20 protein-coding genes are annotated in these 19,933 nt (G+C 69.3%); 13 read left to right on the plus strand and 7 right to left on the minus strand.

The features are described from left to right. Positions 1–6: 6 nt before the first annotated feature. From ccmB to R5H19_RS13300, 5 genes are all read right to left on the minus strand, one after another. Positions 7–693, minus strand: coding sequence for a heme exporter protein CcmB (gene ccmB, locus R5H19_RS13280; RefSeq protein ID WP_318159470.1), 687 nt, complete (start codon positions 691–693; stop codon positions 7–9). Positions 694–852: 159 nt separating this feature from the next. Further along, on the minus strand, positions 853–1,488 hold the full coding sequence (gene ccmA / locus R5H19_RS13285) for a cytochrome c biogenesis heme-transporting ATPase CcmA (protein WP_318159471.1): 636 nt from the start codon (positions 1,486–1,488) through the stop codon (positions 853–855). A 61-nt stretch (positions 1,489–1,549) separates the two neighbouring features. Continuing rightward, the gene (locus R5H19_RS13290; RefSeq protein ID WP_318159472.1) at positions 1,550–1,957 is read right to left on the minus strand and encodes a DUF3293 domain-containing protein; all 408 of its coding nucleotides are present in this window, start codon (positions 1,955–1,957) and stop codon (positions 1,550–1,552) included. Beyond that, complete coding sequence (locus R5H19_RS13295; protein WP_318159473.1) at positions 1,950–3,353, minus strand: NAD(P)/FAD-dependent oxidoreductase; 1,404 nt, start codon at positions 3,351–3,353, stop codon at positions 1,950–1,952. Before R5H19_RS13295 ends, R5H19_RS13290 begins: the two co-directional genes overlap by 8 nt. Before the next feature lie 213 nt (positions 3,354–3,566). Further along, positions 3,567–5,117 (minus strand): M4 family metallopeptidase, encoded by a 1,551-nt coding sequence (locus tag R5H19_RS13300; protein WP_318159474.1) that lies wholly within the window; start codon positions 5,115–5,117, stop codon positions 3,567–3,569. Between the two features lie 157 nt (positions 5,118–5,274). Here R5H19_RS13300 and R5H19_RS13305 point away from each other — a divergent pair, with 157 nt between their 5' ends. Further along, positions 5,275–6,144 carry an RNA polymerase sigma factor gene (locus R5H19_RS13305; protein WP_318159475.1) on the plus strand — a complete coding sequence of 290 codons (870 nt, stop codon included), beginning with the start codon at positions 5,275–5,277 and terminating at the stop codon, positions 6,142–6,144. A gap of 124 nt (positions 6,145–6,268) precedes the next feature. Here R5H19_RS13305 and R5H19_RS13310 read toward each other — a convergent pair whose 3' ends face one another. Continuing rightward, entirely contained in the window at positions 6,269–7,870 is a 1,602-nt protein-coding gene (locus R5H19_RS13310) for an Ig-like domain-containing protein (RefSeq protein ID WP_318159476.1), read from the minus strand. Positions 7,871–8,318: 448 nt separating this feature from the next. Here R5H19_RS13310 and gspG point away from each other — a divergent pair, with 448 nt between their 5' ends. The 12 genes from gspG to gspF all read left to right on the plus strand — a co-directional run bounded on the left by gspG (position 8,319) and on the right by gspF (position 19,057). Next, the gene (gspG, locus tag R5H19_RS13315; protein ID WP_318159548.1) at positions 8,319–8,753 is read left to right on the plus strand and encodes a type II secretion system major pseudopilin GspG; all 435 of its coding nucleotides are present in this window, start codon (positions 8,319–8,321) and stop codon (positions 8,751–8,753) included. Between the two features lie 15 nt (positions 8,754–8,768). After that, a complete protein-coding gene (locus tag R5H19_RS13320; protein ID WP_318159477.1) occupies positions 8,769–9,272 on the plus strand; it encodes a GspH/FimT family pseudopilin in 504 nt (167 codons plus the stop codon). After that, positions 9,269–9,664 carry a type II secretion system minor pseudopilin GspI gene (gene gspI, locus R5H19_RS13325; RefSeq protein WP_318159478.1) on the plus strand — a complete coding sequence of 132 codons (396 nt, stop codon included), beginning with the start codon at positions 9,269–9,271 and terminating at the stop codon, positions 9,662–9,664. The genes R5H19_RS13320 and gspI overlap by 4 nt, the downstream gene beginning before the upstream one ends. Then, positions 9,661–10,260, plus strand: a complete 600-nt coding sequence (gene gspJ, locus R5H19_RS13330; RefSeq protein WP_318159479.1) for a type II secretion system minor pseudopilin GspJ — start codon at positions 9,661–9,663, stop codon at positions 10,258–10,260. The genes gspI and gspJ overlap by 4 nt, the downstream gene beginning before the upstream one ends. Then, positions 10,257–11,177, plus strand: a complete 921-nt coding sequence (gspK, locus tag R5H19_RS13335) for a type II secretion system minor pseudopilin GspK (RefSeq protein ID WP_318159480.1) — start codon at positions 10,257–10,259, stop codon at positions 11,175–11,177. Before gspJ ends, gspK begins: the two co-directional genes overlap by 4 nt. Then, positions 11,174–12,385, plus strand: coding sequence for a type II secretion system protein GspL (gene gspL, locus R5H19_RS13340; protein WP_318159481.1), 1,212 nt, complete (start codon positions 11,174–11,176; stop codon positions 12,383–12,385). The genes gspK and gspL overlap by 4 nt, the downstream gene beginning before the upstream one ends. Beyond that, positions 12,382–12,870, plus strand: a complete 489-nt coding sequence (gspM, locus tag R5H19_RS13345; RefSeq protein WP_318159482.1) for a type II secretion system protein GspM — start codon at positions 12,382–12,384, stop codon at positions 12,868–12,870. The genes gspL and gspM overlap by 4 nt, the downstream gene beginning before the upstream one ends. After that, positions 12,867–13,673, plus strand: a complete 807-nt coding sequence (gspN, locus tag R5H19_RS13350) for a type II secretion system protein N (RefSeq protein WP_318159483.1) — start codon at positions 12,867–12,869, stop codon at positions 13,671–13,673. The genes gspM and gspN overlap by 4 nt, the downstream gene beginning before the upstream one ends. A 70-nt stretch (positions 13,674–13,743) precedes the next feature. Then, complete coding sequence (locus R5H19_RS13355; RefSeq protein ID WP_318159484.1) at positions 13,744–14,214, plus strand: type II secretion system protein N; 471 nt, start codon at positions 13,744–13,746, stop codon at positions 14,212–14,214. Positions 14,215–14,249: 35 nt separating this feature from the next. Next, on the plus strand, positions 14,250–16,364 hold the full coding sequence (gene gspD, locus R5H19_RS13360) for a type II secretion system secretin GspD (protein ID WP_318159485.1): 2,115 nt from the start codon (positions 14,250–14,252) through the stop codon (positions 16,362–16,364). Between the two features lie 7 nt (positions 16,365–16,371). Beyond that, positions 16,372–17,847, plus strand: a complete 1,476-nt coding sequence (gene gspE, locus R5H19_RS13365) for a type II secretion system ATPase GspE (RefSeq protein WP_318159486.1) — start codon at positions 16,372–16,374, stop codon at positions 17,845–17,847. Between the two features lie 4 nt (positions 17,848–17,851). Next, the gene (gene gspF, locus R5H19_RS13370) at positions 17,852–19,057 is read left to right on the plus strand and encodes a type II secretion system inner membrane protein GspF (protein WP_318159487.1); all 1,206 of its coding nucleotides are present in this window, start codon (positions 17,852–17,854) and stop codon (positions 19,055–19,057) included. A gap of 50 nt (positions 19,058–19,107) precedes the next feature. Here the strand turns inward: gspF and phbB are convergent, their stop codons facing one another. Then, complete coding sequence (gene phbB, locus R5H19_RS13375; RefSeq protein ID WP_318159488.1) at positions 19,108–19,869, minus strand: acetoacetyl-CoA reductase; 762 nt, start codon at positions 19,867–19,869, stop codon at positions 19,108–19,110. Positions 19,870–19,933 lie beyond the last annotated feature (64 nt).

A 19,933-nucleotide genomic window follows, 5' to 3' on the forward strand; every position in this document is an offset into this window, starting at 1 on the left:
AAACAGTCATGCGTCCAGGGCAATGCGAAGGGCCGCCGCACAGGCCAGCGGTGCCAGCACCACGGCCAGCACCAGCGCGGCCGCGAGCCAGGCGATCGGCGCCAACCATGGCAGGCCTTGCTGGGCAGCCGCCACCGCGCCGGCGGCGAAGATCACGGCCGGCACGCACAGCGGCAGCAGCATCAAGGCGAGCAGCATACCAGAGCGCCGGGTGCCGGCCGTCAGCGCCACCAGCACTGCGCCGAGCAGGCTGAGCAGCGGTGTGGCCAGCGCCAGCGCCAGCAGCAGCACCGGGATCACCGCGCCGGGCAGGTGCAGCATCGCCGCCATCAGCGGCGCGATCACGATCAGCGGCAGCGCGGTGGCGAGCCAGTGGGCGAGGATCTTCATGCCCAGCAGCAACGCCAGCGGCTGCGGCGACAGCACCAGCTGTTCCAGCGAGCCGTCCTCGATGTCGCTGGAGAACATCGCGTCCAGCGCCAGCAGCATCGCCAGCAGCACGGTGACCAGCACCACGCCGCCGGCAATCCGCTGCAGCAGGGTATCCTCCGGCCCCAGCGCGAACGGGAACAGCGTGGTCACGATCAGCGCGTACAGCACCGGCATGGCGATGTCGCCGCGCCGGCGCCAGGCGAGGGTGAGGTCGCGCCGCAACATCGCGGCACAGGCGGTGGCGAGGCTGGGGCGGCTCATGGGGTTGTTCCTTCCCCTGCTTGCCCCAAAGGGACTTCCTTCGGTCGCAGGAGGAGGTTGGGAGGGGGGGCGCTCTTGCGCGATAGGAAGAGCGTTACCCCACCCCAGCCCTCCCCTGCAAGCAGGGGAGGGAGTCCATGCGTGGCGTTCCTGGCCGTCTCAACCATGCATGCGGATCCGTCGCGGCTCGCCGCCGTGGAAACTCACCGCGCCGTGGCTGGTGACCATCGCTGCGCCGCCGGCGTCGGTGTGGCTCTCCAGTAATTCGTTCACCAGCGCGATGCCGATGCGGTCGAGGTTCGCGTACGGCTCGTCGAGCAGCCACAGGCTGGCCGGCAGCAGCAGCAGCCGCGCCAGCGCGGCGCGTTTCTTCTGGCCGGCGGACAGCCGGCGCACCGGCTCGTCCTCGTAGCCGCGCAGGCCGATCCGGGTCAGCACCGAGGCCGCGTCGGCACCCTCGCGCACGCCGTGCAGGCCGGCGGTGATGCGCAGGTTTTCGCGTGGGCTCAGATCCGCCTTGAGGCCGAGCTGGTGGCCGAGGAACAGGATCTCGCCGGCGCAGCGGTCGCGCTGCATCGGCTCGCCGCGCCAGCGCAATTCGCCGGCGCCTACGTGCAGCAGGCCGGCCAGCATGCGCAGCAAGGTGGTCTTGCCGCTGCCGTTGTCGCCTTCGACCAGGGCCAGCTCGCCCGCATGCAGACGGAAATCCAGCGGTGCGAACACCGGCTCGTCCTGGCGAAAGAAGCTCAAGGCCCGTGCTTCGAGCAGGGGCAGGACGGTATCGGCGGCGGTCATCGCCTTGATTGTCCGCAATGGCGAGGGCGCTTGTCCATGCGGCGCACTGCCGCTGCGCGGCTCAATCAAGCACCCGCAGCCGGGCGGCGCTGCCGGCTGCGCCGTGCACGTAGGCCAGCTGCCCGTGGGCCCTGGCCAGCTCGTCCAGCACCGGTACGTCGGCTCCCACGACGAACAAGCTGGGTTCGCTCCAGCCGGACGTGCCCACGCCGAGCGCCGGATGCACGGCGACACCGGGCTGCTCCTGCAGCGCGGCCAGCAGTTCGCGCTGCGCGGCCAGGTTCTCTGCCGGCGGGCGCCGGCGCGCCTGCGGATTCCATGCCGTGACGAAGGCCCATGGGCGTGCGCCGGCCAGCGCGGCGAGCGGGGCCGGCAGAGGCAGGTCCACGCGGATGGTTGCCCAGGTCACGGTGTCCAGGCAGACATGGTAGGCGGTGGCGCGGAACGCTTCGAGCAGGGCCTCATCCATGGCGCAGCCTCGGCAGTGGCGCCAGCTTCGACTGGAACAGCCGTGCGGCGGCTTCGATGTCGATGGCCGCCACGTCCGGCGTGTCGCGCAGCAGCTGTTCCAGCAGCTGGTCCTGCGCGCGGCCGCGTTCGAGCGCGTAGGCGTAGGGCACGTGGGTGAAGGTCACCAGCCGGTAGCGTGCCATGTAGTGGCCGGGAATGCGCGCGGCCAGCGCGCTGCCCAGTTCGCGCTTGGCCAGGTAGTGCGGGTCGGCCACCGAGTCGCGCATTTCCACGTAGTTCTCCAGCGCCATCGCGGCGATCGCGTCGGCGTTCGGCTGGCGCACGCGCTGGAATTCGGCGAACACCTCGGCGCTGTCGCCGGGCGCCGCGGCCAGCAGGTCGGTCAGCACCACAGTGTCCTCGAAGCCGCAGTTCATGCCCTGGCCGTGGAACGGCACGATCGCGTGCGCGGCGTCGCCAAGCAGCAGCGCGCTCCCGCCAAGGTGCCAGCGTTCGAGGTACAGCGTGGACAGCGTTCCGACCGGATGGCCGTCGAAATCCTCGTCGAAACGCGGGATCAGCGGCAGCAGGTCGGGGAAGTCGGTGGCGAAGAACGCGCGCGCCGCGGCAGCGTCGGGCAGTGTCGCGAAGCTCGGCGCAGCGCCCTGCGCCGGCAGGAACAGGGTGACGGTGAAGCTGCCTTCGGCATTCGGCAGCGCGATGCACATGTAGCCGCCGCGCGGCCAGATGTGCAGCGCGTGCGGCTCCAGCGCGAACTGCTCGCGGCCGCCGCTGAGCTGCAGCGCCGCGGGCGGCAATTCGCCGGCCGGCGGGATCTCCAGTTCCTTGTAGCCGTGGCCGAGCGACTCGATGCGTTCGCCCAGCGGCGCGTGCGCGTTCATTGCCGCGCGCAGCGCCGAGCCGGCGCCGTCGGCGCCGAGCAGCAGGCCGGCGTCGCGTTCGCGCTGCACGCCCGCCTCGTCCGCGAGGCGGATGCGCTGGCGCCCGAAATCGGCGCCGACCAGCGACTGGCCGAAGTGGAAGCGCACGCCGGCGGCCTCGGCCGCGTCCAGCAGCAACATGTTCAACGTGCCGCGCGAGACCGACCAGATCACCTCGCTGTCATCCACGCCGTAGCGCTGCAGGCCGCTGGCACCATCCGGCGTGTGCACCATGCGCCCGCGCATCATCACCGCGTGTTGCAGCACGTCGTCGGCCAGCCCTGCCGTGCGCAACGCCTGCAGGCCGCGCTCGGCCAGCGCCAGGTTGATCGAGCGGCCGCCGATGAAGCCGGCCAGCCGCGGATCAGGCCGCTTCTCGAAAACCTCGACGGCAAAGCCGCGTCCGGCCAACTGCTGCGCCAACAGCGCGCCAACCAGGCCGCCGCCGATGAGTGAGATGGGTTGCTGCGCCATGCTGCGGTCCGTGGATGGAGTCCGCCCACTGTTCCGCAAGCGGCGCGCGACTGCAATCCCGGCAGCGCACTCCAGGCTGCGAGGGCGTTGCCGTGCGGGGTGTTCGCGTGCGGCGCCGATGGATTCGACATGGGCACCGCGGTTTCTCGAAGCCAGCAAGAAGGGCCGGTCCTGGCGGACCGGCCCTTCTTTGACCGCGTACTTCCTCGCTGCTTACTGGCAGGTCACGCCGACGGCGTTGAATGCCGCCACCACGTCGCTGCGCGAGTAGCCGTAGTCGCCCGCGGCGCTTTCCACGCCGCAGGCGCCGGCGTTGAACGTGGAGGTGGCCGTCCAGTACATCGCGTTGGCGTGCGCGAAGACCTCGAAGGCCTTCTTCGTGTTCCAGTTCGATGTCTTCGCCAGCGTGCAGAACGCCTTGTTGTAGACGCCGCTGGAATAGTGCACGTCCAGCGATCCGGTGTAGTTCGCCGCGTTGTCGATCGAGGCGCCGTCCAGCGTCGGCGTGCACATCCAGCGCAGCGCGGTGCCGTTCTTGATGATCTCGGCGCCCACCAGCCAGTCGTTGTGGCCGCGGTCGAAGTACTCGGCCGCTTCGCCGGCCATGTCCGAGAACGCCTCGTTCATGCCGCCGGACTGGCCGGAGTACTGCAGGTTGGAGTTCTGCTCGGTGAAGCCGTGGCTGATTTCGTGGCTGGTGACGTCCAGCGAGGTCAGCGGGTAGAAGTAGCTGGCGCCGTCGCCGAAGTTCATCGACGAGCCGTTCCAGAACGCGTTCTCGTAGTTGCGGCCGTAGTGCACGTTCATCACCAGCTGGAAGCTCAGTGGCGGCGCGCCGAGCCAGTTGTTGTACATGTCGTGCACGACGCTGCCGAAGTGGTGGGCGTCGTTGATCGGCGAGTAGGCGCCGTTGGCGGCGTCGCCGCTGCTGTTCGGGCAGATGAAGCTCCACAGCGTGCCCTTGCGCGTGCTGCCGGCCATGTTGTTGGTCTTCACGTCGGGATTCTGCATGGTGCAGGTGGAGCCGGACTGGGTGACCGCCAGCGAGGCGTAGTCGGTGCCGTAGAAGTACTGGCCGGTCTTCAGGTTGCCGCCGGCGCCGGTGGCGAGCGCCGGCGTGCCGGTGGTGCCGCCGCCGCCACCCGGCTTGCCCCTGGTAGTGAGGCCTTCCCAGGACTTGATCACGTCACCCGTGTTGGCGTCGATGATCGCCATCGGACGCGTCGGGTGGCCGTTGCGGTCGACGAAGAACGAGGTGAGGTAGGCGAGGCGGGCGCGGTTGCCCTCGGCATAGACGTACAGGTCGCTCTTCGCGTTCTGGATGTCGCTGTCCTGGATGCCGTCGACGCCGATGCCGAGCGGCAGCAGGCCGGCGTGCACACGCAGCAGGGCGGTGGCGCGGGCGCCGCTGATGGCGGGGGCGACCGAGGCGAGGTCGCGGCCGATGCCGCGGGAAACGTCGCCGCTGACGCCGAGCACGTTGCCGCTGCCGTCGCGTTCCACCACGACCTGGCGGCCGTACACGGGCACGCCGCGGAAAGTCTGTTGTTCGCGGGTCTTCAAGGTCCCGTGGGCGGTACGTGCCTGCAGGCGCGGCGACAGCGAGGTATCGGCGTCCAGGCCGATGCGGCTGGCCAGTGCGGCGGGCGCGATCCTGCCCATCGATGGAGCCTGCACGCGTGCGTGCGTGGCTGCGCCGGCGTCGGACATGACGGCCAGGCCGATGGCGCCCAGCAGCGCCGCGGCAAGTGGTTTGTGCATCATCTGTGTTTCCCCTCCTCATGATTGGAAAGGCGCACCCGCCGGGTGCGTCTTGCGGTCCGGTACGTCAGAAGTCCCCCCAGGACGGCAACCGGATCGCGGGAAACTACGACTCTTGGGCGGTGGGGGCAACGCCCAAAATTCGTAATCCCGACCAGCGTTGATTGAACGAACGGTTGCTGCCGTCCAGCGACGGGCAAGTGCTGCCTCTGCAGGAAGTACCCGAGTGGCTGAGGACACTGGCCAGTCATGGGCAAGCGGCATGGGTCGACCCGGAACCGCCGGGTGGCTTTTGCATCCAAAGGGCATGCAAGAACTTGTGCCTTCGTCAGCCGCCGCGGTGCCGATCGATCACGCCGCGCTGGACGACAGCGCGCTGGCCGAGCTGGCCGTAGGTGGCGACCACGAGGCGTTCCGGCACATCATGCAGCGCTTCGGACGGCTGCTGTACCGGATTGCGCGCGGTGCGGTCGACGACGACACCGAAGCCGAGGACATCGTGCAGGAAACCTTCGTGCGGGCGTATCGCAAGCTCGACACGTTCCGCGGCGACGCGCCGCTGCGTACCTGGCTGGTCAGCATCCTGCTCAACGAGGCACGCAGCCAGTTGCGCCGGCGGCGCCCGATGGTCCAGCCGGAGCAGATCGACTCGTCGGCACCGGACCCGTACTGGGCAAGCCGGGCCGCTGCCGGCAACGGCGATCCGATGTCGCTCGTCGCCCGCGACGAGATCCACCGGCTGCTCGCCGACGCCATCGGGCGGTTGCCGGATCCGTATCGTGCGGTTTATCTGCTGCGCGATCTTGAAGAGTGCAGCGTAGAAGAAACCGCCGCTCGTCTTGCCATCAAGCCGCAGACCGTGAAGACCCGGCTGCATCGGGCGCGCCGCCTGCTGCGCCAATCGCTGGGCCGGACCCTGGGCACCATGTTGGGCGATGCCTTTCCGTTCCTGGGCGTGCGATGCGCGGCGATGACGGCGGTGCTGATGGCCTGGCTTGCCGTGGAAGAAGGCGGCGGCACCGGCGATTGATCCGCGAATCGGCGAGGGCTTGCCGCGGTTTTCCGGTCCGACAGATCATCGGCAACAGCAGCCACCGAAAGCGGCGGCAACCCGCACGCAGGTGCCGCCGCCTTGCCCGCTCTCCGCCGATGCGCTACAGCGACTTCACGTACTGCGCCACGTCGGCGATTTCCGCACTGGTCAGTCCCAGCGACTTCTTCGCGTTGTACTTCGCCACCACGTCGTCGAGCGTGGCGGCCGAACCGTTGTGGAAGTACGGCGGGTGCTGCCAGACACCCTTCAGCGGCGCCGTGCGGTACTTCCTGGTGGCGCTGCGGGAGGCATAGCTCGGCACGCCGGCGGCCTCCGGTTCGCTGGCGACTTCGCTCGGATCGTGCAGACGCGTGTTGGCGTCGGTGAACTCCGGACCGCTGTGGCAGCTGATGCACCCCGCCTTGCCCTCGAACAGCAGCTTGCCACGCGCCGCGGCTGCCGTGTCGAAGCTGCCGGCCGGTGCGGCCGGCGCCGCGATGGACAGCTGGTAGGCCTGCAATGCCGGCAGTTTCGCCGTCACCAGGTCGTCGCTGCCGTGGGTGATGTCGACGCCCGAGGTGCCCAGGCGCGGGTCGGTGAAATTGCCGTGCCCACCCATCTGGGTCACGCTGACGTAGCGGTTCCAGTAGGCGAGGTCGTCGCCGTCGCCGGTCGCGATGATCTTGTGGATGTTCTGCAGGCCGAACGCGGGCGTGATCACCTGCGGGCCGTTGATCCCGTCGATGTTGAAGCGCGGGTCGTACATGCCCGGGCCCCACGAGTTGTAGACGGCTTTCTGCTCCGGCGTCAGCGCGGGCGACAAGGCGATGATCGCACCCGGGTTCAGGTCGCGGTTGGGCCAGCCGTCGAGTCGCTTGCCGATGCCGGGCGCGAACGAATTGTCGACAGTGGAGTGGCACAGCGCGCAAGTGATGCCGACACGCGTCAGCGTGCTCTTGCCGTTGACGTTCTCCACCGTGCCCTTGATGCCGACCACGGCGTCCAGGCTGATCAGGGCCAGGGTCGTGTCGGGGCTGGTCAGGCTGATGCTGCCGTCCTGGATGCCTGCCACCACGGATGGCGGAAGCGCTTCGGCATCCACTTTCAGGCCGACGGCCAGCGCGGTTTTCGGATCGACCGCGGCTGCGATGACGTCATTCATCTTCAGCGTGTCGGTCCATTGCGTCTCGTCGCCGAAGGTGTCGAAACGGAAGATGTTCTTGCCTTCGTCGAGGAACGCGGTGTCGGTGACGGTCGAGAACGTCCACACGAAATCCTTCGCCAGCGCCATGCCGGCGGAGTTCTTCGCGGCCGTGCTGATCGTCGCCGTGCAGGTGACGTTCGCCGGCATCGGTTCGGCCACCTCCGATTGCGCCGGGTTGGTGGGCGATTCGGTTACCCGCACGAAAGTCGCCTTGTGGGTAGCCGGATCGTACGTGACGGACCCGAAGGGCTCTGCGCCGGCAGGACAGTTCACGCTGAAACTGGCGCTCTTCAGCGTCGTCGGATCCATCGCCTGATCGAACGTGGCGCTGACCTCCGCGGTGTTCAGCACGCCGGTGGCGGCGTTGGCCGGCGTGGTGGAGACCACCGTCGGGGCCGGTCCCGCCTGCGGCGAGGTCGATGTGTTGCTGTGGCCGGAACTGCCGCAGCCGGCGAGGCCCGCGCCGAGCGCGAGGGACACAGCCACCGGCAACCATTTCCTGCGCATGAACGTGCTCATGGTTTTTCCTCTTCGTTGAATGCCGCGAATCAAAACGAAACGCTCCGTCTGTCTGCTTTTTTTACGGCCGCAGTTCCCCCTGCCGACCGGCATGAACCCGCACTTGAGACCCACCTGGCGTATCGACGAACGAGCCGCTCCGATGCGAGGCATCCGCAGCAGACTTCCCGGATGCGGGACATCAGTGCCCGTTTGCCAACCGACGCAGCAGCTGGCTGAAGGTTCCCGCGGCGGCCGCGAGCGACCGGAAAATTCCGGTGACCGACGAACCGTCTGCGCATCGGGTCGGTGCGCTCGCACGAGTCAGGCGGAACCCGCGAGCGATCGCTTGCATCTCAACCCCGACGGTTCGCTTTCGTCGAACGCTTCGGTGCTATCGGCGCCGGGGTCGATGCGCGCCGCCGATGTCCGGTTCTCATCTTTCTGCATAGCCTTGGGTGACGCCATCATGCCGCTGAATGTCTCCTCTCAACGTGGCTTCACCCTGCTCGAAGTGATGGTGGTCGTCGTCATCCTCGGCATTCTCGCGGCGCTGGTCGTGCCGAAAGTGATGAGTCGTCCGGACGAGGCGCGAGTGGCCGCGTCGCGGCAGGACATCGCCGGCCTGATGCAGGCCCTGCAGCTCTATCGGCTGGACAACCAGCGCTACCCGACGACCGAACAGGGACTGCAGGCGCTGGTAACCCGGCCGGAGTCCGATCCGATTCCACCGAACTGGAAGCCCGAGGGCTACATCGGTCGCCTGCCCAGGGACCCGTGGGGCCATCCCTATCAGTACCTGAACCCGGGTGTGCACGGGGAGATCGACGTCTACGGGCTGGGTGCCGATGGTGCGACGGGCGGTGAAGGCAACGCCGCCGATATCGGTTCGTGGATGTTGTGAGCCAGGCCCGCACTCATGCATGAGGCGATCGGCCGGCGCGGCACCAGCGGCTTCACGCTGATGGAGATGCTGGTCGTGGTGCTGATCATCGGCATCCTGGTCGGCACGGTCAGCGTCAGGCTGCAACCGCGCCATAGCGACCTGCTGCAGGTCGAGGCCGAGCGGCTGGCGCAACTGATGGAACTTGCGGCGCAGGAGGCGCAGGTCACCGGTGCCGCCATCGCGTGGACCTCCGACGGTCACCAGTACCGGTTCTGGCGCCAGGGTAGCGACCAGGCCTGGTCGGAGATCCGCGACGACGATCTGCTGCGTGCGCGTGAGCTGTCGGGCGGCATGGTCATTTCGCAGCTGCGCAACGAGGCGGGCAGGGTACAGCCCGACCTGCGCCTGGAGTTTCCGGTCGACGGTTCGATGGCGGCGTTCTCGATGGACCTGAGGCTGGGTGCGGACGGCTACGGCATTGCCGCCTCGCCGGTCGGCGAGTTGCGGACGGTGCCCGGGCAGGGGGGAAATCCATGACGACATGGCAGCGTGACAAGTCGGGCGGATTCACCCTCGTCGAAGTGCTCGTCGCGATGACGATCGTCGCGGTGTCGCTGCTGGCCGCGCTGCGCGTGGCGGCGCAGAGCACGGGCCATGTCGACGAGCTGCGCGCGCGTCTGTTTGCCGGCTGGGTCGCGGCGGATCGTCTGGCCGAGCACCGTGCGCGCGGCGACTGGCTGCCGCTCGGCGTGCTGACCGGCACGCAGCGCCAGGGGAACATCGAGCTCGGCTGGCGCGAGGAAGTGTCCGCCACGCCGAATCCCGACTTTCGTCGCGTCGACGTCTACGTGTTTGCGTCACCGCGGCCGGCGCATTTCCTCGCCCACGTCGCGGGCTTCGTGGTGAACCCGGCGGGAGATACGCCGTGAACGCCGGCCGGTCCCGCGCAAGCCATGGATTCACCCTGATCGAACTGCTGGCGGCGCTGCTGGTGCTTTCGCTGCTTGCGCTGATGGCCTACCGCGGGCTCGGCGTGGTGATGGCGTCGCGCGACCGGATCCAGGCCGAATCCGCCCAGTGGCGGCACCTCGCCTCGTTCTTCACGCGCTTCGAACGCGACGTACAGCTGGCCGCGCCGCGCGGCGTGCGCGGTCCCTCCGCCGGCTCGCCGGCCTGGCTGGGCCGGCCCGATGCGGTGCAGGCGCCGTTGCTGGAGTTCACCCGCTTTGCCGGGGCGGGCGACGCCGATGCGCCGTATCGGGTCGGCTACGGCATCAACGGCGCGCGCCAGATCGAATGGTGGGTCTGGCCCGTGCTCGATCGGACCGCCGACACGTTGCCGACCCGCTATGCGGTGCTCGATGGCGTGAAGCGTTTTCGCCTGCAATACCTTGGCCCGGCGCACGGCTGGAGCGGCGCGTGGCCGGCGGCGCCGGGCGCCCCGGCGCTGCCGCTTGCCGTGCGCCTGGAAATGACGCTCGATTCGGGCGAAACCGTGGTGCGCGTCTTTGCGGTGAACCCATGAACCGCCAGGCGCGCGGTGCGGCCTTGCTGATGGCGATGGCCATCATGGCGTTCGCGACGGTGGCCGCCGCGGCGATGCTGGCGGCGCTGGGTACGTGGACGCGGCAGTCCGGGCTGGCCGCCGACCGCGTGCAGGCGGAGCAACTGGTCGTGGCGGGTGGCGACTGGGCCGGCGCCGTACTGCGCGACGACCGCCACGCCAGCGGCGACGTCGATCATCCGGGCGAACCGTGGGCGTTGCGCCTGCCGCCCATGCCGTTCGAGAACGGCGAGCTCGCGGGTCGCATCGACGACCAGCAGGGCCTCTTCAATCTCAACAACCTGGTGCGCGGCGGCAAGCTCGACCTCGCGCAGTGCGCGCGCTTCCAGCGCCTGCTGTCGATCCTGCACTTGCCTGCGGAGCTGGCGGATGCGCTGGCCGACTGGCTCGACGCCGACGGCGTGCCGCAGCCGGCGGGCGGCGCGGAGGACGCCTACTACGGTGCGCTCGGCCATCCGTACCTCGCTGGGAACCGGCCGCTGGTCGATCTGGACGAGTTGGCATGGGTACGCGGTTTCGACGCAAGCGTGCGCTCCCGCCTTGCGCCCTTCGTGACGGCGTTGCCGGCAACCACCGCGCTCAACGTGAACACGGCTCCCGCGGAGGTGCTCGCCGCGGTGGTCGATGGGCTGGATCTCGATGCGGCACGAGTGCTGGTCGCGCGCCGCGACGGCACGTTCTTCCGCAACAACGCCGATTTTCTGGCGCAGCTCGGCAAGGGCGCCACGGTGCCCGAACAGGACATCCGGGTCGGCAGCGATTATTTCCTGGTCACCCTGCGGGTGACCTACGGCAAGGCCCGGGCCCGCGGCCAACTGTTGCTGGCGCGCAACGACGCGGCGCATCGGCCCGGCGTGGTCTGGCGGAAGCTGCGATGAGCGTGCTGCGCATCTATTGCCCGTTGCCGGCGGTGCCCACGACCTGCGAGTGGGTGCTGTTCGACGACCGCGACGGCAGCCAGCCGGGCAAGGGCACGCTGGCGCAATTGCCGCAGGGCGCCGCGCATGTCCAACTGGTACTCGCCGCCGGTCAGGTGCTGATCACGCGCGCGCGTCTGCCGGCCGCAGGCAGGCGCCGGTCCGCCGCGCTGCTGGCTTACGCGGCGGAGGAAAAGCTAGCTTCCGATCCGGACGCCAACCAGGTCAGCCGGCTGGGCCAGGTCGATGGCGACGACGTGCTGGCGGCGGTCGATCGGCTGCGTTTGCAGGGCTGGCACGATGCGCTGAATGCCGTCGGCATCCGTGTCGACGGCGTGTACTGCGAGACGCTGATGCTGCCGATCCGGCATGGCGAATGGAGCCTGGCCTGGAACGGGCGGGACGGCTACGTGCGCACCGGCGAGTTCGAAGGCGGCGCCACCGACTGCGGCGACCGGCAGACGCCGCCATTGGCGCTGCAACTGCTGCTCGAGGATGCGCGGACGCGTGATGCGCTGCCCACGTCGATCGCACTCCATCCGGCCGACGCCGCCGCGCAGCCGGACCTTGGTGCGTGGCAGCTCAGCCTGGGCGTCGATGTCCGACTCGCGCCGCCGTACGACTGGCGCACGGCGCCGACGCTGGTCGGGCCCCGGATCGACGATGGCGGCCGGCGCCGCTGGTATCCGCCGCCAGCGGCGCTGGCGCGTTGGCGCGCCATCGGCCGGGTTCTGCTGGTGGCGCTGGCGCTGCACTCGGTCGCGCTGCTGGTCGATCGCGTGCGCCTGGGCAGCGAGCAGCGGCAGTTGCGCGCGCAGCTGGAGGCGCGCTTCCGCGCGCTGTTTCCCGCGGCCGTCGCGGTGGCCGACCCGGTTCTGCAGACACGTCGCCAGCTGGCCCAGGCGCGGCACGCCGCCAACCAGCCGGACGCCGGCGATTTTCCGGTCATGCTCGGCAAGGTCGCCGGCGCCTTGTCCGGCGTGCAGGGCGTGAAGCTGCACGCGTTGTCCTACGAAGACGGTCGCATGACACTGGAACTGGCCGGCCCCGATCCGCTCGCGCGCCAGATCGAAACCCGCCTTGGCCAGGCCGGGTTCGACGTCGAGGCTCCGCCGGCGGCGCGCCACTCCGGTCGCGGCACGTTCACCCTGACGCCGAGGTCGCCATGAAATCTGCGCTTCGCCAGTGGTGGGCGTCGCGCGCCCCGCAGGAGCGGCGGGTGATCGCGGCGGCGACGCTCGGTCTCGGCCTGGTGTTCTACGCGTGGCTGCTGCAGGACACAGTGCAGGCACGCCGGCAACTGATACCGGCAGTTGGCCAGCTGCGTGCGCAGGCTGTTCGCCAGGGCGCGCAAGCCGACGAGATCCTTCGCCTGCGCACGATGCCGGCACCGCCGCCGTCGGCGACGGACCTGCGCCAGCTTGTGCAGCGCCAGCTGGATGCCAGCGGGCTGGCCCGCGCACTGGTGAGCATGGAGCTGGTGGATGCGCACCAGGTAAAGCTCGTTTTCGGCAGCGTCGCATTCGCCGAGTGGCTGGTATGGGCGGACGCCATGCAGGCCCAGCACCTGCGCCTGGCCGCGGTCCGCATCGAAGCGCAGCCCGCGGACGGGCAGGTCAGCGTGACCGCGACGCTCGAGCGGCCCGGCCGATGATGCGCGAGCGCACATGGCGGGGACTCGCTGCCGGCGTTTGCGTGGTACTTGCTGCCTACGTGCTGTTTCTGGTCGTGCTGGCGCCTGCGAGCTTGCTCGACGTCGGTCTGCGACGCGCCACCGACGGGCGACTGCGTCTGGCGCAGGCGCGCGGCACGTTGTGGTCCGGCGAGGGCTTGCTGGAGGTCCGTGATGCGAACGGCCACGCGATCGGCAAGGACTTGTCCTGGTCCCTGCAGATGCGTGCACTGCGGCACCGGCGCCTCGACTTCGCCGTCGCCGTCGATCGCGCCGGGGAGCACTTCCCGCTGAGTCTTTCGATGCACGGGGTCGAACTGTCTGACCTCGACCTCTCGTTGCCCGCCAGCGCCATCGGCGTTGCCGTGCCGCGGATGGCGCCGCTCGGCCTGCGTGGCGAGATCGTCTTGCATGCCGCGAAATTTTCGCTGGTGGACGGGGTCCCCTCGGCCGACGCCGTGGCGACGTGGAAGGGCGCCGGTTCCGCGCTGACCGCGGTGGCGCCACTGGGCAGCTACGAGCTTCGCCTCGGTGGCGTGGACGGTTCGCTCGATGCGACCTTGCGCACCCTCGACGGCCCGCTGCGTCTGGACGGTCGCGCGACGTGGCGCGGCAGCGGCCCGTTGGCGCTTGCCGCCACGGCGCGGGTCGATCCCCGCTACCGGCCGCAGCTGGCGCCGCTGCTGCGGATGATTGCCATCGAACGCGGCGACGGCGATTTCGTGCTGCAACCGGGTTCGCCGCTCGGCGGCGAGATGTCGCGTGGGCACGGGGAAAAACCCTGATGGACCATCGTCGCGGGAACCCGGCTGTTGCCGCAGCCATCCAACTCACGCACTGAGAAAGGACACAGACATGTTGTCGGGACGATCGAAGCTTGCGCCAACGGTGATCGCTTTCGCGTCGAAGGCCCTCGCGTTGTCGCTGCTGGGCTTCGTGCTGGCCTACTGGACCTGGGCGTGGTGCGCGCCGTCGCCGCTGCCGCGATCCATGGAGGTTTCCGAACCGCCTGCTCGTCTGGCGGCCGCAGGTAGTTTGTTCGGCGGGGCGGCGGGTGATGCACCGGCCGATGCGCCGACCGGTCTGGCGGTCAAGTTGCTGGGGGTCGTCGCCGATCCGCCGGCGGGCTCCGGCTACGCCCTGTTGCAGCTCGGCGCCGGGGAAACCCGGGTGGTGCGTGCGGGTGGGGTTCTCGCGCCCGGCATACGCGTCGAGCAAGTGCTTCCGCAACGGGTAATCCTGCAGCGCCATGGATCGCGCGAAACGCTGGGCTGGCCGAATCCTGCCCAGGCTCCCGCCACCGCGTCGGCTCCCTCCGGCCGCTGACCATTCCAGGCCATTTCCTTGCCATGCCGACACGCATGAAACATCACTGGTCACGGGCCGCCTGCATCGTCGTGGCGCTGCTCGGCATGTACGCGCCGCTGTCGCTGGCTGGTGCGCCGCCGACAGCAAGCCCCGCGCCGGACAGAACCGTCACGCTCAATTTCGTCAATGCGGACATCGAGGGCGTGGTGAAGGTGATGGCGCAGATCACCGGCAAGAATTTCGTGATCGACCCGCGCGTCAAGGGCACCGTCAACATCATCTCGGCCCAGCCGGTGGCGAGCACGGCTGTCTACGAGGTGTTCCTGTCGGCGCTGCGGCTGCAGGGATTCGCGGCCGTCGAGGATCGCGGCCTGGTGAAGATCCTGCCGGAGGCGGATGCCAAGCTGCATCGCAATGCCGCGACCGGCCCGTCCAGCGCCGAGGACGGGATACAGACCCGCGTCTTTACCCTGAGCCATCAATCGGCGGTGCAACTGCTGTCGACGCTGCGCCCGCTGGTGGCGCCGAACAACACGATCACCGCGCTGCAAAACAGCAATTCCCTGGTCGTTACCGACTACGCCAGCAACCTCGTGCGGCTGGCGGGCATCATCGCGGCGATCGACCAGCCGGACGATGCCGGCCTGGCGATGATCGCCCTGCGTCATGCGTCCGCGCTGGACACGGCGCGGACGATCAACAATCTGTTTGCGCCGGCGCCGCAGGCGGTGCAGACGCTGCAGGGAACCGATCCCACCCAGCGCATCGCGGTGATTGCCGATCCGCGCTCCAACAGCCTGCTGGTGCGTGCCGCCGATCCGGCCCGACTCGCCCAGATCCGGCAGTTCGCGGCCATGCTGGACTCGCCGACCAGCGCCGCCGGCAACGTGCACGTGGTCTACCTCAAGAACGCCGAAGCGGTGAAGCTTGCCGACACCCTGCGCGGTATCTATTCGGGTGCCGTGGCGACGCCGGCCCAGGCCACCGGGGCAGGCGCGCAGGCCGAAACACTCACGGCGGGCGGGAGCGGCGGGTTCGCCGGCGGCAGTGGAACGCAGGCCACGACCGGTAGCGGCCTGTCGCCGGTGGCAGCCACCGCCATGCAAGCGTCAACCGAGTCCGCCACCGTCGCCGCTCCCGGCATCATCCAGGCGGACGCCGCCACCAACGCGATCATCATCACGGCGCCCGACGCGGTCTACAACAATCTTCGCGCGGTGGTGGAAAAGCTCGACGCGCGGCGCCTGCAGGTCTATGTCGAGGCGCTGGTCGTCGAGCTCACCGCGAACAAGGCGGGCGAATTCGGCGTCCAGTGGCAGGATCTCGGCGGCATCGGGAAAGCGGGCACGCAGGTGTTCGGCGGCACCAATTTCGGCGGCGCCGGGCAGAACATCATCGGCATCGCGCAGAACCCGACACGCATCGGCCCCGGGCTGAACATCGGCACGATCCACGGCACGGTGACGGTCGGCGGCGTGCAGATCCTCAACCTGGGCCTGCTGGCGCGGGCGCTGGAGACGGACACCAACGCCAATATCCTGTCCACACCCACGCTGCTCACCCTCGACAACGAGGAAGCGAAGATCGTGGTGGGCCAGAACGTCCCCTTCATCACCGGCCAGTACGCGGTGTCGGGTGCGACGACCACGCCCTCGCCGTTCCAGACCATCGAGCGCAAGGACGTCGGGCTGACCCTGAAGATCCGTCCGCAGATTTCCGAGGGCGGCGTGGTGCGGCTGCAGATCTACCAGGAAGTGTCGAGCGTGGCCGACACCGCCAACCCCGCCGGGGTGATCACCAACACGCGCTCGATCGAGTCCACGGTCCTGGTCAACGACGGGCAGATCATCGTGCTGGGCGGGCTGATCCAGGACTCGATCAACGGCGGCGTGTCCAAGGTGCCCGTGCTGGGCAGCCTGCCGCTGCTGGGCGGACTGTTCCGCTACGACAACCATTCGCGCAGCAAGACCAACCTGATGGTCTTCCTGCGCCCGACGATCCTGAGTGATGCGCAGCAAGCCGACGCGCTGACCAGCGAGCGCTACGACTACATCCGCGGCCGGCAGATTCAGGCCGAGCCGGTGCGCGGCGCGGCAGGACGAAACGATCCGCCGCCGTTGCTGCCGGCGCTGCCGGATGCGGCGGCTCCCACCGGCCGCGGGCAGTGAGTTCTCCATGCTGACCAAGCCGCCCGTGCCGTATGCCTTCGCCAAAGCCCATGGCGTGGTGGTCACCGGGCTGGCCGACGGCGCGGCCGAAGTCGCCGTGCGCCATGGCGCCTCGGCGGATGCACTGGCCGAGTTGCGCCGCACGCTGGGTGTACCCGTGCGCGCGCGGCAGGTCGGCACCGCCGAGTTCGACGAGCGCATCTCCGCGCTGTACGACGGTGCCGGTGAAGGAGCCGCTGCGCTGGCGGACGACTTGGCGCAGGATCTGGACTTGTCGCGCCTGCTGCAGGAAATTCCGCGGGTCGAGGACCTGCTGGACAGCCAGAACGACGCGCCGCTGATCCGCCTGATCAACGCTTTGCTTACCCAGGCGCTTCGCGAGGGCGCGTCGGACATCCACATCGAGCCGTTCGAGGCGCGTTCGGTGGTGCGCCTGCGCATCGACGGCACGCTGCACGACCTGATCGAGCCGGCGCGCGCGCTGCATGCGGCGATCGTGTCGCGCGTGAAAATCATGGCGCAGCTCGACATCGCGGAGAAGCGCCTGCCGCAGGACGGCCGCATCGCGTTGCGCGCGGCCGGCAAGCCGATCGACGTGCGCGTGTCGACGATCCCGACCGGGCACGGCGAACGCATCGTGCTGCGCCTGCTGGACAAGCAGGCCGGGCGGCTGGACCTTTCGCGGCTGGGCATGGCCCCGGCCACCCTCGCGCAGATGGACCGGCTGATCCACGAGCCGCACGGCATCATCCTGATGACCGGCCCCACCGGCTCGGGAAAGACCACCACGCTGTACGCAGCGCTGTCGCGGCTGGATCCCAAGGCGCTCAACATCATGACCGTCGAGGACCCGGTCGAGTACGACCTCGACGGCATCAACCAGACGCAGACCAACAGCCGCATCGACATGACCTTCGCGCGGGCCTTGCGCACGATCCTGCGGCAGGACCCCGACGTGGTCATGATCGGCGAGATACGCGACCTGGAGAGCGCGCAGATCGCGATCCAGGCCAGCCTCACCGGCCATCTGGTGCTCTCCACGCTGCACACCAACGACGCGGTGAGCGCGGTCACCCGCCTGGTCGACATGGGCGTCGAGCCCTTCCTGCTGGCGTCCAGCCTGATCGGCGTCGGCGCGCAGCGGCTGGTGCGCAAGCTGTGCACGGAGTGCCGCAGGCCGCTGGCGGCGGATGCCGCGCAGTTGCGCGCGCTGGGCCTGGCGCCTGCCGCTGGCCGTTTCCACGCGCCGCAGGGCTGTGCCGCCTGCAACCGTTCCGGCTACAAGGGGCGTACCGGCATCTACGAGCTGCTTACCGTCGACGATGGCCTGCGCCGGCTCATCCACGATCGCGCCGATGAACAGACCTTGCGTGAACAGGGCCGGGCGCGCGGCATGGGATCGCTGCGCGAGGACGGCCTGCGGCTGGCTGCCGAAGGCACGGTGAGCCTGGAGGAAGTGCTGCGCGTCACCCGCGCGCAGTGACGCGATGGAGGCGTTCCGCTACGAGGCACTCGACGGCGGCGGGCGCACCCGGTCCGGCCTGCTGCAGGCGGATTCGCCGCGGCAGGCCCGTGCCCGGTTGCGCAGCCAGGGCCTGTATCCGGAGCGCATCGATCGGGTCCGCAGCCGCGAGCGCGCAAGACAGTTCTGGTCGCGCGGCATTCCCGCCGCCGAGCTGAGCCTGCTGACTCGCCAGCTGGCGACGCTGCTTGCCTCCGGCCTGACGATGGAGCACGCGCTGGGCGCGTTGACCGAAGAAGTCTCGGCGCCAAGGACGCGCGAGGTGCTGGGCGGCGTCAAGTCGGAAGTCACCGCCGGGCTGTCGCTCGCCGCGGCGCTGGGTATCTACGGCCGCCATTTTCCCGACTACTACCGGGCGCTGGTGCGCGGTGGCGAGGAATCGGGCGCCTTGCCCAGCGTGCTGCAGCACCTGGCCGACTATCTGGACGCGCGCCAGGCGCTGCATCAGAAAACCAGTCTCGCGCTGCTGTATCCGGCGCTGGTCACCTTCGTGGCCATCTGCGTGGTGACCGGCCTGCTGGTCTACGTGGTGCCGCAGATCGTGCAGGTCTTCCAGCAGTCGAGGCAGAACCTGCCGCTGCTCACCCGTTCGCTGATCGCGGTTTCCGACTTCCTGCGTGATGCCGGGATCTATTTCGCCGCTGCCGGCGTCTGCGCCGGATTCGCTGCGCGCGTCGCGCTCCGGCGCGATCATCTACGGCGCCGCTGGCATGCTTTCGTGCTGCGCCTGCCGTGGCTCGGGCCGGTCGTCCGCGGCCTGAATACCTCGCGCTTCGCCAGTACGCTGGCCATCCTCGTCGGCGGCGGCGTGCCGCTGCTGGCCGCGCTCGGCTATGGCGCCAACGCGATGTCCAACCTGGCCATGCAGGCCGGCATCAAGGCCGCCATCGAACGCGTGCGCGAAGGCGACACGCTGGCTCGCGCCTTGGCGGCGACGCGGATCTTTCCGCCGCTGATGCTGCACCTGGTAGGCAGCGGGGAAGCGAGCGGGAAACTGGAGCCCATGCTCGAACGCGCCGCGCAGCTCGAGACGCAGACGCTCGAACGACGCCTGGCGGTGCTGCTGACCTTGCTGGAGCCGGTCATGATCCTGGTCATGGGTGGCGTGGTGCTGGTGATCGTCATGGCCATCCTGCTGCCGATCATGGAGATCAACCAGCTGGTGCGTTGACGCCCGCGTCGCTCGAAAGGGAGGCGCGCCGCGCCTGCCGGCTGCTCCCCTCAGAAGCTCATGAAGTAGCCGCCGTTCACCGGCAGGTTGGCGCCGGTGATGTAGCCGGCGTCGTCGGCGGCGAGGAAGGCGGCGGCGCGGGCGATGTCGGCGGGCGAGCCGAGCCGGCCGACCGGGATATCGGCGATGATCTGGGCACGGATCTCGGCGGGCACGGCGGCGACCATCGGAGTGTCGCAATACCCCGGCGATACCGTGTTGACAGTGACGCCCTTGCGCGCGGTCTCGCGCGCCAGCGCCATGCTGAAGCCGTGCACGCCGGCCTTGGCGGCGGAATAGTTGGTCTGGCCGAACTGGCCGGTCTGGCCGTTCACCGAGCTGATGTTGACGATGCGGCCGAAGCCGCGCGCGGTCATGCCCTCGACCACGTGGCGGCACATGTTGAACACGCCGTCCAGGTTGACCCGCAGCAGTTCGTGCCATTGCCGCGGCGTCATCTTGCGCAGGCTGGCGTCGCGGGTGATGCCGGCGGCGTTGACCAGGATGTCGACACTGCCATGCTGCTGCTCGACACGCGCGACCGCTTGTCGGCAGTCGTCGAAGTCGCTGACGTCGGCCGGCTCGAAGGCGATGGCGCCTTCGAAGCCGGCGACTTCGTCGTGGAAGGCGGCCACGCGTTCTTCGCGCGAAGCCAGGTCCAGGGCGATTACCTGACGGCCGGCACGGGCCAGCTGGCGACAGATTTCCGTGCCGAGGCCGCCGATGCCGCCGGTGACCAGTGCGACGCGCTTGGACTGGGTGGAAGAACTCATGACTGCGTATCCAGTGGCTTGCCCATGCCGCAAGGCAGCACGTGTTGTGCTGCAGCGGTCAGGG

The organism is Rhodanobacter sp. KK11, assembly GCF_033345435.1.
Classification (GTDB): Bacteria; Pseudomonadota; Gammaproteobacteria; order Xanthomonadales; family Rhodanobacteraceae; genus Rhodanobacter.

Bases quoted from the DNA above. Each gene is read 5' to 3' on its own strand.
- ccmB (WP_318159470.1), bottom strand. From the start codon at position 693: ATGAGCCGCCCCAGCCTCGCCACCGCCTGTGCCGCGATGTTGCGGCGC.
- ccmA (WP_318159471.1), bottom strand. From the start codon at position 1,488: ATGACCGCCGCCGATACCGTCCTGCCCCTGCTCGAAGCACGGGCCTTG.
- R5H19_RS13355 (WP_318159484.1), top strand. From the start codon at position 13,744: ATGTTGTCGGGACGATCGAAGCTTGCGCCAACGGTGATCGCTTTCGCG.
- R5H19_RS13320 (WP_318159477.1), top strand. From the start codon at position 8,769: ATGCATGAGGCGATCGGCCGGCGCGGCACCAGCGGCTTCACGCTGATG.
- R5H19_RS13310 (WP_318159476.1), bottom strand. From the start codon at position 7,870: ATGAGCACGTTCATGCGCAGGAAATGGTTGCCGGTGGCTGTGTCCCTC.
- phbB (WP_318159488.1), bottom strand. From the start codon at position 19,869: ATGAGTTCTTCCACCCAGTCCAAGCGCGTCGCACTGGTCACCGGCGGC.
- R5H19_RS13290 (WP_318159472.1), bottom strand. From the start codon at position 1,957: ATGGATGAGGCCCTGCTCGAAGCGTTCCGCGCCACCGCCTACCATGTC.
- gspE (WP_318159486.1), top strand. From the start codon at position 16,372: ATGCTGACCAAGCCGCCCGTGCCGTATGCCTTCGCCAAAGCCCATGGC.
- gspG (WP_318159548.1), top strand. From the start codon at position 8,319: ATGCCGCTGAATGTCTCCTCTCAACGTGGCTTCACCCTGCTCGAAGTG.
- gspF (WP_318159487.1), top strand. From the start codon at position 17,852: ATGGAGGCGTTCCGCTACGAGGCACTCGACGGCGGCGGGCGCACCCGG.
- gspL (WP_318159481.1), top strand. From the start codon at position 11,174: ATGAGCGTGCTGCGCATCTATTGCCCGTTGCCGGCGGTGCCCACGACC.
- gspM (WP_318159482.1), top strand. From the start codon at position 12,382: ATGAAATCTGCGCTTCGCCAGTGGTGGGCGTCGCGCGCCCCGCAGGAG.
- R5H19_RS13300 (WP_318159474.1), bottom strand. From the start codon at position 5,117: ATGATGCACAAACCACTTGCCGCGGCGCTGCTGGGCGCCATCGGCCTG.
- gspK (WP_318159480.1), top strand. From the start codon at position 10,257: ATGAACCGCCAGGCGCGCGGTGCGGCCTTGCTGATGGCGATGGCCATC.
- gspD (WP_318159485.1), top strand. From the start codon at position 14,250: ATGAAACATCACTGGTCACGGGCCGCCTGCATCGTCGTGGCGCTGCTC.
- gspI (WP_318159478.1), top strand. From the start codon at position 9,269: ATGACGACATGGCAGCGTGACAAGTCGGGCGGATTCACCCTCGTCGAA.
- gspN (WP_318159483.1), top strand. From the start codon at position 12,867: ATGATGCGCGAGCGCACATGGCGGGGACTCGCTGCCGGCGTTTGCGTG.
- R5H19_RS13295 (WP_318159473.1), bottom strand. From the start codon at position 3,353: ATGGCGCAGCAACCCATCTCACTCATCGGCGGCGGCCTGGTTGGCGCG.